The sequence below is a fragment of the Dyella psychrodurans genome, from assembly GCF_003363265.1.
Taxonomy (GTDB): domain Bacteria; phylum Pseudomonadota; class Gammaproteobacteria; order Xanthomonadales; family Rhodanobacteraceae; genus Dyella_B; species Dyella_B psychrodurans.
The window spans coordinates 117,485-130,859 of sequence record NZ_QRBF01000010.1 but is presented as its reverse complement, the minus strand read 5'-3'; the positions used below and the strand labels follow the sequence as shown (position 1 = coordinate 130,859).

General features: G+C 60.2%; 10 protein-coding genes. 8 read left to right on the top strand and 2 right to left on the bottom strand.

The window, feature by feature from the left end:
* Positions 1-364: 364 nt before the first annotated feature.
* Positions 365-1,120 (top strand): DUF4386 domain-containing protein, encoded by a 756-nt coding sequence (locus DWU99_RS19900; RefSeq protein ID WP_115479837.1) that lies wholly within the window; start codon positions 365-367, stop codon positions 1,118-1,120.
* On the opposite strand, the gene DWU99_RS20885 is transcribed toward DWU99_RS19900, so the two are convergent.
* Positions 1,109-1,528 (bottom strand): hypothetical protein, encoded by a 420-nt coding sequence (locus tag DWU99_RS20885; RefSeq protein ID WP_147292983.1) that lies wholly within the window; start codon positions 1,526-1,528, stop codon positions 1,109-1,111. The two genes, DWU99_RS19900 and DWU99_RS20885, sit on opposite strands and share 12 nt — an antisense overlap.
* Before the next feature lie 249 nt (positions 1,529-1,777).
* Between DWU99_RS20885 and DWU99_RS19890 the strand changes: the two genes are divergently transcribed.
* A complete protein-coding gene (locus DWU99_RS19890; protein WP_115479835.1) occupies positions 1,778-4,543 on the top strand; it encodes a glycoside hydrolase family 31 protein in 2,766 nt (921 codons plus the stop codon).
* 54 nt (positions 4,544-4,597) lie between these two features.
* Here the strand turns inward: DWU99_RS19890 and mddA are convergent, their stop codons facing one another.
* Positions 4,598-5,374 (bottom strand): methanethiol S-methyltransferase, encoded by a 777-nt coding sequence (gene mddA, locus DWU99_RS19885; RefSeq protein ID WP_115479834.1) that lies wholly within the window; start codon positions 5,372-5,374, stop codon positions 4,598-4,600.
* Positions 5,375-5,614: 240 nt separating this feature from the next.
* Between mddA and DWU99_RS19880 the strand changes: the two genes are divergently transcribed.
* The 6 genes from DWU99_RS19880 (at position 5,615) to DWU99_RS19855 (ending at position 13,319) form a co-directional block, all read left to right on the top strand.
* Positions 5,615-6,145, top strand: a complete 531-nt coding sequence (locus DWU99_RS19880; protein ID WP_115479833.1) for an OsmC family protein — start codon at positions 5,615-5,617, stop codon at positions 6,143-6,145.
* Positions 6,146-6,156: 11 nt separating this feature from the next.
* Positions 6,157-7,146 carry an AraC family transcriptional regulator gene (locus DWU99_RS19875; protein ID WP_115479832.1) on the top strand — a complete coding sequence of 330 codons (990 nt, stop codon included), beginning with the start codon at positions 6,157-6,159 and terminating at the stop codon, positions 7,144-7,146.
* A 47-nt stretch (positions 7,147-7,193) separates the two neighbouring features.
* Positions 7,194-8,342 (top strand): acyltransferase family protein, encoded by a 1,149-nt coding sequence (locus DWU99_RS19870; protein ID WP_115479831.1) that lies wholly within the window; start codon positions 7,194-7,196, stop codon positions 8,340-8,342.
* Between the two features lie 341 nt (positions 8,343-8,683).
* Positions 8,684-9,946, top strand: coding sequence for a GGDEF domain-containing protein (locus DWU99_RS19865; RefSeq protein WP_115479830.1), 1,263 nt, complete (start codon positions 8,684-8,686; stop codon positions 9,944-9,946).
* Positions 9,947-10,750: 804 nt separating this feature from the next.
* Positions 10,751-11,767, top strand: coding sequence for a hypothetical protein (locus tag DWU99_RS19860; protein WP_115479829.1), 1,017 nt, complete (start codon positions 10,751-10,753; stop codon positions 11,765-11,767).
* 499 nt (positions 11,768-12,266) lie between these two features.
* Positions 12,267-13,319 (top strand): hypothetical protein, encoded by a 1,053-nt coding sequence (locus DWU99_RS19855; protein WP_115479828.1) that lies wholly within the window; start codon positions 12,267-12,269, stop codon positions 13,317-13,319.
* Positions 13,320-13,375: the final 56 nt, after the last annotated feature.

Here is a 13,375-nt window from a genome sequence, read left to right as displayed (position 1 = left end):
TGGGTCCCGGCTTTCGCCGGGACGACGGACGTGAAGCGTGCGCGCACATGAGAGCGCGAAACGCCCGCCGCGCAGGCGAGCAACCTGGCGATAACGCACCAACACAATCACAAGCCAAAGTCACTGGGTCGCGGCTTTCGCCGGGACGACGAGCGTGAAGCGTGGTACGCGCATTAAGCGATTAGGTCGCAAACGAGACCTGAGGCCACTCGATGATTCACTTCGCCATGTCATTGTCATGACCAACGGCAGGGCAGAGCTTTCGGCACGCTGAAGTGCGGAACCAGCGGCATAATCTGGGTAGTAAGCTGACGCCAGCAAGCTTCTGTGCGCTGTAAATCGCAACAAGAGAGGAGGCTTCGTGATGTCCGATTCCAGTCTGGACAGATTCTCGCCGCTCGTCCTGGCAAGGATAGTCGGCATCGTGTCGCTGATCGGCATCGCGACCGGCGCATTCGATATCGGCTATGTCCGCAATGCTCTGGTCGTGGACGGGAATGCTGCAGCAACGGCCCACAATATCCTGGCGCACCAGACACTCTTTCGCTTCGGCTTTACGGCACACATCGTGTTGCTCTTGTGCAATATCCCCGATGAAGTCATCAGCTTCATTTTGTTCAGGCGCGTCAATGCCGTGATCGCGGGCATCGCGATGGGCTGCGGTCTGGTGGGAACGGCCATCGAAGGACTCGATATGCTCAGTGCCTATGTGCCGCTGCAAGTGATGAGCGAGGGGAGCGCACTCGGCATGTTCGCGCCTCAACAACTGCAAACCATGTCGTACCTTTCGATGCAGTTGCAGAACGTGGGGCTGCTTATCTCGTTCGTGTTTTACGGGCTGGACGAGATGTTGGCCGGATACCTGATTTTTCGCTCGCGCTTTTTGCCGCGCGTACTCGGCATTCTGCTTGGCCTTGCAGGGTTCAGCTACTTCACCGATGGTTTCACGAGCTTTCTGGCGCCGTCGCTAAACAGCCACCTTATGCCGTATTTGCTCTTCCCTTGTTTGCCCGGAGAGGGGCTGTACGCCCTGTGGTTGGCCATCAAGGGCGTGAATGTCGCGAAGTGGTGGGCATGGGCCGCCGTGCAGCCCGAGGGGCTGGAATCGCTAGTGGAGTAGTTGCCGTAAGGCGATGCCTAGCGCAATGCGATAGCTGGTATTGAGGTCGCCGTTGGTGACGATGGTGGCCAAGGGGGCGTGGCCTGCTGCCGGCGCGGTCTCGAGGGCGGCCTCGCTGTCGTCCTGCATTTCGATATAGGGCGTGCCCAGTGCTTCCAGCGTGTCGCCGAGCTCGCTGTCCTGGTGCGTCTGCAATTGTTGGTTGATCTCGCCCGGATCAAGCAGCATGAATTGCGTGGAAGGCGATCGGGCGCCACGCAGCCGGGTCAGGAAATCCCTCAGGCTGCTGCAAGTACACACTTCCAAGGTTTGTCCTGCCGACTGGGCGAGTTGGCGAAGTCCGGCGAGAAGGTCGCCCCCAAGCGATCGGGTGCTGGGTAGAGGTCCCTGAATGATCAGTATCGTCATGCGGGCGTGCTCTCTGGCTCAATGATGACGTGTGCATCCTCTCGCCGGGCGGAGTAAAGGCGCTATATGCGGTGTGGCGGATTTGTGTAAATTCTTCGCCAAAATTATGGAGATGGCGTGGAATGGCATGAGCTTTCCGCGCACAAGCTACCGGCTGCTTGTGCGTGCATGTCCCGGCTCGATGGCTGTCCTTGACGTGGCTCGGCGAGTATAAGGGCGGGGTTTCCTGTCCATCGAAAGAGACTCGGCATGACATGGTTCCGCAGCATGTTCTTTGTGGCACTGGTTGGATTCGCATCGACGCCACTTCTTTCCCACGCGCAAACGCCAAGCACATCCACCGTCGTTGCGGGCAACGCGCGTTTCCAATTTCTCACGCCTTCGCTGGTTCGCATGGAATACGCGCCGAGCGGCGTGTTTGTCGATGCGCCTACCGCCGTCGTGCAAAAGCGGGATTGGCCGGCGGTGGATGTGCAATCCTCCGAAGAAAGCGGTTGGTTGGTCGTCCATACCCGAAGTATGACGCTGCGTTATCGATTGAAGTCAGGTCCGTTTACCGCGGATAACCTGCAGCTGACATGGTCGAGCACGCATACCTGGCGTCCGGGTCAGGTCGATACCAAGAATCTCGGCGGACTCACTTATTCGCTCGATCACGTCAGCGGGGCGAATCTGGTGAACGGCGGGCAGGATCTGGAAAGTCCCACGAACGACATCATTCCCGGCATCGACATTCCCTTGCTTCCCGCCAGGCCGGGATTGCTGAGCCGCAGCGGCTACGCCTTCATCGACGACAGCGAAACGCCGCTGTGGGATATCAAGACCGAATGGATCGCGCCACGCGCCAAGCCCTACGGGCAAGACTGGTACCTGTTCACGTACAACCGGGAATACACGCGCGTATTGCAGGAATACGCGCAGCTTTGCGGTGGCATTCCGATGATTCCGCGTTATACGTTGGGCAATTGGATAACCGATTTCAACTTTGAATATTTCCCCGATACGGCGGATGCGCATACGCCCGGGTTCGAGCGCTACGACCAGCAGCACCTTGAAGACGAGTTGTCGCGTCTGCGCGACAACCGCATTCCCTTCGACACGCTGGTGCTGGATTTCGCCTGGCACAACTACGGCTGGCAGGGTGGCTACGACTGGAGTCCGTTGATTCAGCAGCCCGCGCAGTTTCTGCGATGGCTGCGCGATCGCGGCATCAAGCTGAGTCTCAACGATCATCCCGGTTATGCGGGCACGGAGGAAAGCATCCTGTCTTTCAACGACAGTCATGCGCCCGACGTGCTGAAGGCGCTGGGCCGATCTTTGCCGCCGAAGCCTGCGTTCGACATGGATCTATCCAAGGGATGGACATTCGCCGTCGATCCGCACGATCTGGGTTTGCGAGAACACTGGTATGCCGAAGATATCGACGATCGCGCGTGGAAACCGATCCGCACCGATCAGTCGTGGCAGAAACAGGGTTATGCGGATTATCAGGGCGTCGGTTGGTATCGCATCAGGCTGTCGTTGCCTGAAACATTGCCGGATGCTCTGTATCTCTACCTCGGCGAAGCAGGGCAGACGTATCGCATTTTCATCAATGGCAAGGAGGCGGCGCACAGCCACGTCCAATGGCCACGCCGGCTTACCTATACCGACATCAAGCCTTATGTGCGGCCCGGGCAAAGCAACGAGATCGTGTTGAGAGTGGTGTCGGGCGAACAAGGTGGCGGCATCTTTCGCGGACCGGTTGCGATCAGGGATGTGCTGCCGCCGGAACGGATCGCTTTCAATCTGGCCGACAAGCAGCAGGCCGATATCTTCATGCGCGATCTGCACGGACCGCTGATGCAGGCCGGCGTGAACACTTGGTGGGTCGACGGTGGTGGCGGTGCGGCAGACATGCCGGGCCTGAATCCGCAGCTGTGGACCAACAAGGTGTTCTACGATTTCTCGCAGCAGTTCACCGGCCAGCGTGGCTTCATTCTTGGGCGCTATGGCGATTGGGGCAGCGAGCGTTACCCGGGATTCTTCACGGGCGACACCTATTCGGAATGGCCTGTGCTGGCTTATGAGGTGGCATTCACCGCGCGTGGCGGCAACGTGCTGGTGCCTTACATCAGCCATGACATCGGCGGTTTCCATGGCGCAAAGATCGATTTCGACCTTTATGCGCGCTGGATCGAATTCGGTGCCTTCAGTCCCATCTTGCGCATGCACAGCGCACACGCCAATCCGAAGGAAGGCAACGCGCGCATGCCCTGGTTGTACGGCGACCAAGGCATGGCCTTGATGCGTAAATACTTCACCTTGCGCACGCAGCTTATTCCTTACATCTACACCTACGCGTGGCAGGCGCATACCTTGTCGATGCCGTTGCTGCGTCCGCTCTATCTGCAGTACCCGGATCTTGAAGAAGCCTATCGGCACTCGCACGAGTATTTCTTCGGCGAGGAGATGCTGGTGGCGCCGGTGCTCGATCCGAGCGGCAACCGCAGCGTCTATCTTCCGCCGGGTTCGTGGATCGATTTCTTCACAGGCAAGCATTACGACGGCGGCCGCTCTTTCACGGAGCATTACGCCGTGGACGAAACGCCGGTATTCGTGCGCGAAGGTTCCATCATTTCCGAACAGGAGTCCAGCGATTATTCCGATGCCAGGCCGCTCGATACGCTGATCTTGAATGTGTACGGATCAGGCGAGGGACATTTCGATCTCTACGAAGACGATGGCCTGTCGCTCGACTATGCCAAGGGAAGCTATGCGTTGACGACGATGAGCTACGTCACCGGGCCCGACGGTTCGCACACGTTGACCGTCGCGCCGGCCAAGGGCACCTACAAGGGGCAGCCGGCGTCGCGTGCGTACACGATCTGTATTCACGCGTTGGGCAAGCCGCGCTCGATAAGCGCGAACGGCAATGCGTTCACAACATGGCGTTGGGATGAGAAGAACGCCGTCGCGACCATCACGCTGCCAAGGGAAAGCGTCCGCGACGGTGTGAATGTGATGTGGCGCTAGCAGCGCCTCGCTACATTCCCTTCCCCGCATACGGGGAAGGGAATGCTTCTGGCGTCAGTGCGGATGAAGCTTCGGCGTCGATGGTTTGTTTCCATAGCCTTTATGGTGCGTGAGCCACGGTATCAGCATGGAAACGCGTTGCTGGTATTGGCGATACCTTTCGCCGAAAGCTGCGACAAGGTCGCGCTCTTCGAATTGCAGGGCTATCAGTACGTAAGTCGTCATGGTGGCGGCGAACAGCAGATGGCCTGCCGTCATCATGGGGGTTGCCCAGAAGGCAATGAGGAAACCGAGCACGAGGGGATGGCGCACGACGCGATAGAAGAGGGGGATGCGGAACCCGATCGGCGTGTACGCCTTGTTTTTCAGATTCAAGTAGACCTGGCGCAATCCGAACAGATCGAAGTGATTGATCAGGATGGTGCTGCCTAGAACCAATGTCCATCCCAGCGCGAACAGCACCCATAACACCGTCGATGCGAACGACGATTGCACGCGCCATACCTCGCTCTTGATGGGCACCCACAGCGCGAACAACAAGATCAGCACCAGGCTCGCCAGCAGCACATAGCTGCTGCGTTCGATGGTTTGCGGAACCCAGCGCGTCCACCAGCTTTTGAAGCCCGGCCGCGCCATCACGCTGTGCTGGATGCCGAACAATGCCACCAGGGCCAGGTTGGTCGATATCGCTGCTGTCAACGACGCGGGCGATCCGGCATCGATGGACTTGGGCACTGCCAGATTGCCGACGAAACCGATCAGATAAAGAAACGTGAGGAAGAATGCGAGATAGCAAAGGACGCCATAGACAAAGCCAAGTACGCGAGCCATACATGAACCTCCCCGCCGACATTCGCGGCGCACGCTGCCGCACCCTCGGCGAGCCGTCGATAACCGGCGGCCACGCTGAGCGGGTGCCATTGGGTGTACTGTGGTGCCTGGCGGTCAGAGGCGTCCTATCCGCGCGTCGCCCTGACTTGCCCAACCGTCCGGATGCACGGCATGCCGGCGGCAGCCTCAGGGGATCAGGCCGAACGTGTTCACGCACGGGTTGGGTGTGGAGGTGTCGCCATGGTGCAAGGCATCGCCGAGGCCGTGCAGCGCGTCAGGGCCGTTCTGCAACGCCAGCCTCAAAGGGGTCTTCAGGACGATACGCCGGCCTTTTCGCATTGGCAGCACGGCCTGCGGGTCGTGTCCCGTCATCCCAACGGCACGCAGGTATTGACCGATATGCCCGGGGAATTAGGCGGCAGCGGCGACCAGGTGACGCCGGGCTGGCTGTTCCGGGCGGGCGTGGCGTCCTGTCTCGCCACCTGCATCGCGATGAATGCGGCGGCGGAAGGCATCGCGCTGACCAGGCTCGAAGTATCGGTTCACAGTCGCACCGACACGCGGGGCTTTTTCGGCATGCTCGATGGCAACGGCGATCCTGTTTTTGCCGGACCCAGCGACATGCAGTGGCGCGTCCGCATCGATGCACACGGCGTCACGTCCGAGCAATTGCGCCATCTGGTGGAAAGGAGCCATCGCTCCTCGCCTATCTCGTGCGCGGTGGAAAACGCGTTACGTATTGATCTACACATCGACGCCAACGTCGCCTGAGTGACGCGGATATGGATGCGCTATCGGAAATCCTTCGCGTCGTGCGGCTGGTCGGCGCCATCTTCATCCAGGCCAGATTCACGGCACCCTGGTGCTACCAGTCGCCCCGTGCCGACACCGTGGCGCCTTTGCTCGAACCTGGCGCCGAGCGTGTGGTGATTTTTCACCTGGTCACCGAAGGGACGTGTTTCGTGCAGCTGGACAACCAGCCGCCCACTCGCATTGCCGCGGGGGATGTCGTCATTTTTCCGCGCGGGGACGCGCACCGCATGAGTTCCGAACCGGATTTGGCACCCGCCCGGGGCGCACCGCTGCAAGAGGTGTTGTCGCGTCGGCCGCGCCTGCTTGCCTACGGCGGCGGCGGGCCCACGACGCGCATCATCTGCGGCTATCTTGCGTGCGATGCGCGCCTGGCGCGCATGCTGCTCGGCGGGTTGCCTGCGCTGGTGTGCGTCAATCTGCGCGGATCGAATGCGGGAGCGTGGCTGGAAACATCGATACGCTATGCATTGAACGAGGCGCGCTCGCCCAGGCCCGGCGGGGAAGGCGTGCTGGCGAAGCTGGCCGAAGTGCTGTTTATCGAAGTCCTGCGCCTTTACATGAACGATCGGCGCGACGATCGCACGGGCTGGCTTGCGGGTCTTACAGACCCCATCGTGGGCGCCGCCTTGAACGCCTTGCACAAGCGTCCTGCCCATGCCTGGTCGCTGGATGAGCTGGCCACTGCCGCGGCGACATCGCGTTCCGTGCTTGCCGAACGCTTTCACGCCTTGGTGGGAAGCACGCCGATGCAGTACCTGACGCAATGGCGCATGTTGCTTGCCGCCAACCTGCTGTGTCGAAGCAACGCCACGCTTGCGCGTATCGCGGAGGATGTGGGCTATCAGACGGACACGGCATTCAGCCGTGCATTTCATCGCGAGTTTGGCGTGCCCCCTGCTACATGGCGCCGCCGCCAGTCGGTGAGAGAGCAGCCAGTGAGCCAGGGGAAAGAGGGATGATGCATTCGGCCGTTTAACCAAACGGGAGCTGGCGCGCACTCACCAGGATGAATGCGCGAGAGCGAAAACTGGCATGGATCCAGGCGCTGCGAGGTATCGCGGCCTTCATGGTCGTCATGGTGCACAGCCGGAGCGTCCTGCCGGGCACCTTTGCCGGGAAAGCCGTCGCCGACTACGTGCTGTTGCCGATGGCGATGGGCGTTGACCTGTTCTTCATCATCAGCGGATTCCTGATGGTGCTGACCACCCTGGATTTCGATGGAACCCATGCTTACGCCTGGCGATTCGCAGCCAAGCGCATTGCCAGGATCTGGCCACTGTTTGCGGTGGTGACGGTGGTTGCCGTTGCGGTGGATCATCACGGCATTCGCGGATTTCTCGATGCATCCGTGCTGCTTCCTTATCTGGAAGGGTTGTTGTTCGTTCCGCACAACCCCGCCGCATCGCACATCTATTTCCAGATGTCGGTGGGTGTGGCATGGACGCTGTGCTTCGAGTGCTATTTCTATGTCGTGTTCGCCCTGTGCATGCTTTTTGGGCGATGGCGTTACCGGGTCATGGCGGCATGGTTTGTCCTCACGCTGATCGCGATTCCCGTTTTGCGCGGCGGCTATAACCTGGGTGTGGCGACGCAGCCGCTGGTGGCGTGGTCGCGATATGCCAATCTCGCCGTCAATCCGATCGTCTGGGAATTTGTTTTCGGCATGCTTGCAGGCTGGCTGTACGGTTCTCGCCTTGCGATCAAGAACAATGCAACGGTTTACGCGATCGCGATCGCGCTGATCGCCATGCTTCTGATGGGATGGAACCGGATCGGCATGGTGAATTTTTTCGGCCCGCAGGGTTGGGGCGCGCCATTGGCCATTCTGTTTTTTGGTGTGGTGATGCTGGCAAAGAACGGCGCTATCAAAGTGCCGGCGTGGTCTGTGTGGGTGGGCGAAATTTCCTATTCGCTTTATCTCGTCCACGTGTATGTTTTCGAAATCGTACAACGCATCGTCGTGCGCATTCCGATGAGTCACGACATGCTTGCAGTCGTACTTTTCGTGACGCGCCCCATCCTTGCCGTGCTCTGCGCCTGGGCGACGTTTCGTTGCATCGAAGCTCCGGCATCCGCATGGACGCGCCGGTGGTTGCTTCGCCTGCGGTGGCCTTGTCGGCGAGCGCGAACGGGAGCCGTCGACGCCGTTCGCTGAACGCGCGTCACGCTTGAAACATCCGCTGCGGATGCTCGTTCAGCATTCAAGTGTTTCGTGGTTCGGCCGAATGACTGTCAGATTCCGAACGCATGGTTGCGTTTCGACCTGCGCGGACGGGCGTTGCTGTCGAAGCGACGCCGGCTGGATGCTGTCCTCATGGGTTCATAATTTGCAGGATCGCTTTTCGGTGGCGGGAAAGACTGGGCAATCGGGCTGGAGGAGCGTGAACGGCATGGTCGTGTATCAGCTGGTTATGGCCGGGTAGGGGTGTGGCTTGAACTTTGCATCATCGAGTTTCGATCTACCCATCATGTCGTTTCCGCAAGCGTGGACCCAGAATGTCCTGGAAAGAACTCCCTGATCTGCTCGCCGTCGGAGTGCTGATTTATGCATTCGTGTCGGTGGCGCGGCCTGCCGGCAGCAGGATGACGCAGGCTTGGCTGGCGGGATGGATCTGCGTGGAAGTGCATTTTGCCGCCTATTCCTTCCTCGACCTCCCAGGTGTCGGCGGCATGCTGGCCGATATCGTGGGCACGTCGTCCCTGATCTGGTGCGCGCAACTGTTTTGCTGGTCGGTGGACCCCCGCTCGGAACGATGGGGTAGTCGAGTGCTGTTTGGGGCAGTTTCTGCCGTTTATACGCTCTATATCGTGTTGGCGACGCTGCCGTCGGTGTCGCCCGCGGTCATGGTTCCGGCGGCGCTGCTGTTTGCGCTGGTACCGCTAACAGTTGTTGCCGCAACGCCGGCTGCGAAGCGGCCCTTCAGCCGGTGGATCACGGTCGGTCTCAACACGGCTCTTTCGATCGCTTTGCTCGGTTGGCAGTTTTCCAAGCACGGTCCCGATCTGATGGAGGTCATGCCGCTGTTCGTGGCCTATTTCACCTGCTGCGTGCAGTTCTGGTTTTCGAATCAGCGCAGGACGGGCGGATTCGTGGTCACGATCCTGGGTTTGCTGGCCTGGTCGCTGGTGTTTCCCGTGGGCATGGCGTTCGATGTGTTTCTGCCCAACGTCCAGGTGGGCGCCGAGGTCTGGAATCTGCCCAAGTACCTGGTGGCCATCGGCATGATTCTGTTGCTGCTGGAGACGCAGCTCAGACGGAATCAGCACCTTGCGCATCACGATTCGCTCACGGGTCTGCCCAATCGTCGCCTGTTCAAGGACCGGATAAGCGGAGCGCTGGAGCGCGCACGTCAACGCAACATTCCCACGGCGGTGCTTGCCATCGATCTGGACGGCTTCAAGGAAGTGAACGATACGCTGGGCCATCATGCCGGCGACGATGTGCTGCAGCAGGTTGCTCGCCTTTTTGCCGCATACCTTCGACGCGTGGACACCGTTGCGCGTACGGGGGGCGACGAATTTTCCGTGGTGCTCGAAGGACCCATTGGACGTCACGAAGCGATAGACGTGGCCAGCACGTTGAAGGAGTTGCTGGAAGCGCCGCTGTCCGTCGCGGGACGCACCATGCAGATCGGCGCAAGCATCGGCCTGGCGATGTTTCCCGACGATGCGCAAACACCGGAGGAACTATCCATTCTTGCCGACGAGCGCATGTACACAGCCAAGCGCAATGGCGGCGGCAGGGTGCAGGCCGATTGATGTGCTCGTCGCGAATGAGCACTGCGTCTCAAAATTTTGTCATCCGAAATGCGCGGTTTTTTTGATGCATTGCGGAGCGCGCAACTTCCCTTCGTCCCGTGCGAACGCATGCGGTTTTGTCGGCGCATATCGAGAATCGGCATTTTTTGCGGCGTATTGTCGACGCGTGTCACTGCACGGAACGTGTAGTCCAACGCGCGTCGTCGTGCTGCACGTGCGTTAAAACAGCAGCCGCAAATTTGGCGCCGGTTCGCAAGCTCTTGCACGTGCGAATGACGTCACGACTTCTACACATTCTTTCTGGGCATTCTTCGTCGCGCTGGCCGAGCAACTCGGATTTCAGCCCGGGAATGTGGGTCATAGAAAAAGAGGTGAGGAGACGTGATGAGTGCACGCTTTCGAGTTTCTGTGGGGAAAGCATCGTCGGTCCAAATGTCCTTGTCCGAATCGATGGCATCGAACGTGGCGCAGCCTCCAGATCAACGCTTCATCGTGGGTCGTCGATGAACGATCTGGATAGCCTGACGTAGGGCGCGATCGCCCGTCTCGGTTCGATACTCGTCGCAACCATGCTTCATCCAAGCCCGTGAGGCGCGCGTGCTCTGCATGGCACAGCGTCCACGAGAAGGGCGTGCTATCGCCTTGTTCTTTTCTCCGTAGGGATACGGCGAATAGGCAACCTCAGGGGACACGTAGCGGCGTTTCCAGCTGCCTGCGTGTGTAGGTCGTTGTTGGAAGTGCGTCGGCGCCTGGGGGGTCCAGGCTCGACATTCATTGCCATTCACAAGTATGGGGAGACTGTAAATGCAAACGAAGTTGAAGATTGCTCTTGTTGCCGGTCTTATCAGTGCCGCCTGTGTGCCTGCAGCTTTTGCCAGCAGTACTGGCCCGATCGAAGAACTCGCCCGCCAAGCGTGGCGCGAAAACATGGCGCAGATCGCCACGCCGTCGCAGGGTTGTTTCCATGCGAGCTATCCCAGCATCGTCTGGCAGCAGGTCGCCTGCGGAGCAGTCCGCACCGACGTGCATCCGATGCCGCACTACTATCTTTTCGGCGCACCGCAAACCGCCGGTAACGGCAACGACTACACCATTCAGACCGGCTCCAATCTCATCAGCAGCGCCGTCGGTACTTTCCCGTCGGTGACGGGTGTGACCTCCGAACAAAGCGTGGGTGTGCCGGCCTACGGCGATGGCGGCATCCTGGGCCCCAACGAGTATTCGGTGCAGCTCAACACGCAGTTCACGTCGACCACCTCGGTGTGCGCGGGCCACTCCGGCTGCACCGTGTGGCAGCAGTGGGTGTATGCGACGGACTACGCCCAGAATGGTGTGGGTGCCATCTTCATGCAGGACTGGCTGATCGGCTACGGCGGTCGCCGTTGCCCGAGTGGCTTTGGCAGCGACGGCGCGGGTGACTGCTACAAGAACAGTGCCGCCGCCCTGCCGCCGGATATCTCGCCCACGGATCTGGCGGGCCTGAAGCTGACGGGTACGGCGACCTCGGGCGGTAACGATACGGCCGTTGTCACGTACGGCGGTAACGCTTACAGCACCAGCCAGGCGGACAGCACGTTGAAGATCGCGACGGTGTGGAACACCGGCGAGTTCAATGTGGTGGGCAACGCTGGCGGTTCGGAGGCGGAGTTCAACAGCGGCAGCTCCATCAGCGTGAATCTCGCGGTGACCGACGGTTCCACCGCCACCCCGTCCTGCGTGGCCGATTCGGGCACCACGGGCGAGAGCAACAACCTCAACCTGGGCGCCTGTACCGCCTCGGGTGGCTCGACGCCTTCGATCAGCTTCACCGAATCGAACTAAGCGTTGCAGCAAGAGTTGACACACACGCCGAGGGGAGAAATCCCCTCGGCGTTTTCTATGCAAAGGGCTGCTAGTGAGACTTGCCTCGATTTAAATGGTGATTCCTGTGCGTGCATAGACGCGCGTACCTGTTGGCCATCACGGCCCGTGCGATCAGGCTCTCCAGTCCCGCAAAGTCTTGCGCGTCGCGTAGGACTGAAAGGATGAGCGCGTCAGGTAGGGGAAGGGCTTCGCTACACGTCTGTGTGTAAATAGCGGTAGTGCCAATGCGTTATCGAAGCCAGTGAGGTGCCGGTGCTTTCCATGAGCACGACACTCGCGAGAAGGGCGCGTCATCGCCTCGATCTCTTCCCCGTAGGGATACGGTGAAAAGGCAAAGCAGGGGAACCGTGGCAACCGTCATGGTTGTTCGCGGGTGTAGTCGTTGTTGGAAGTGTCTCGGCGCCTGGATTGTCCAGCGTCGACATCCATTTTCATTTGCATACTGGGGAGACAATCAATGCAAGCAACGTTGAAATTCGCGTTACTGGCCGGTCTTGTGGGTGCTGCATGCGTTCCCGCGGCGTTTGCCGCGCCGTTCGACAATGCATCCGCACAAGGTTCGAGCGCGCAGGTGGGGCCGATCGAAGAGGTCGCACGCGAGGCCTGGCGTCAGGACATGGCACAGATCGCCACGCCGTCGGAAGGCTGCTTTCATGCCGACTATCCGAGCATCGTGTGGCAGCAGGTCGCCTGCGGAGCAGTCCGTACCGACGTGCACCCGATGCCGCACTACTACGTGTTCGGTGCACAGGAAACCGCCGGTAACGGCAACGACTACACCATTCAGACCGGTTCGCACCTGATCACCAGCGCGGTCGGCACGTTCCCGTCGGTCACCGGTGTGACCTCCGAACAAAGCGTGGGTGTGCCGGCCTACGGCAATGGCGGCATCCTGGGTCCCAACGAGTATTCGGTGCAGCTCAACACGCAGTTCACGTCGACCACCTCGGCGTGTTCGGGCCACTCCGGCTGCACCGTGTGGCAGCAATGGGTGTATGCGACGGATTACTCGCAGCAAGGGAAGGGCGCCATCTTCATGCAGGACTGGCTGATCGGCTACGGCGGCAGGCGTTGCCCGAGCGGCTTTGGAAGCGACGGCGCGGGCGACTGCTACAAGAACAGCGCCGCCTCTCTGCCGCCGGATATCTCGCCCACGGACCTGGCGGGCCTGAAGCTGACGGGTACGGCAACCTCGGGCGGTAACGATACGGCCGTTGTCACCTATGGCGGCACGGCTTACAGCACCAGCCAGAAGGACAGCACCTTGTATATCGCGAAGGTGTGGAACACCGGCGAGTTCAATGTGGTGGGCAATGCCGGCGGTTCGGAAGCGGAGTTCAATAGCGGCAGCTCCATCAAGGTGAACCTCGCGGTGAGCGACGGTTCCACTGCCGCACCGTCCTGCGTAGCCGATTCGGGCACCACGGGCGAGAGCAACAACCTGAACCTGGGCGCTTGTACCGCCACGGGTGGCTCGACGCCTTCGATCAGCTTCACCGAGTCGAACTAAGAGCCGTCATGGCTTGTGACGCGAACGCCGAGGGAAGCGATTCCCTCGGCGTTTTG

Coding starts and splice junctions, on each gene's coding strand:
- DWU99_RS19855 (WP_115479828.1), top strand. CDS start 12,267: ATGCAAGCAACGTTGAAATTCGCGTTACTGGCCGGTCTTGTGGGTGCT.
- DWU99_RS19875 (WP_115479832.1), top strand. CDS start 6,157: ATGGATGCGCTATCGGAAATCCTTCGCGTCGTGCGGCTGGTCGGCGCC.
- DWU99_RS19890 (WP_115479835.1), top strand. CDS start 1,778: ATGACATGGTTCCGCAGCATGTTCTTTGTGGCACTGGTTGGATTCGCA.
- DWU99_RS19870 (WP_115479831.1), top strand. CDS start 7,194: ATGAATGCGCGAGAGCGAAAACTGGCATGGATCCAGGCGCTGCGAGGT.
- mddA (WP_115479834.1), bottom strand. CDS start 5,374: ATGGCTCGCGTACTTGGCTTTGTCTATGGCGTCCTTTGCTATCTCGCA.
- DWU99_RS19865 (WP_115479830.1), top strand. CDS start 8,684: ATGTCCTGGAAAGAACTCCCTGATCTGCTCGCCGTCGGAGTGCTGATT.
- DWU99_RS19880 (WP_115479833.1), top strand. CDS start 5,615: ATGGTGCAAGGCATCGCCGAGGCCGTGCAGCGCGTCAGGGCCGTTCTG.
- DWU99_RS20885 (WP_147292983.1), bottom strand. CDS start 1,528: ATGACGATACTGATCATTCAGGGACCTCTACCCAGCACCCGATCGCTT.
- DWU99_RS19900 (WP_115479837.1), top strand. CDS start 365: ATGTCCGATTCCAGTCTGGACAGATTCTCGCCGCTCGTCCTGGCAAGG.
- DWU99_RS19860 (WP_115479829.1), top strand. CDS start 10,751: ATGCAAACGAAGTTGAAGATTGCTCTTGTTGCCGGTCTTATCAGTGCC.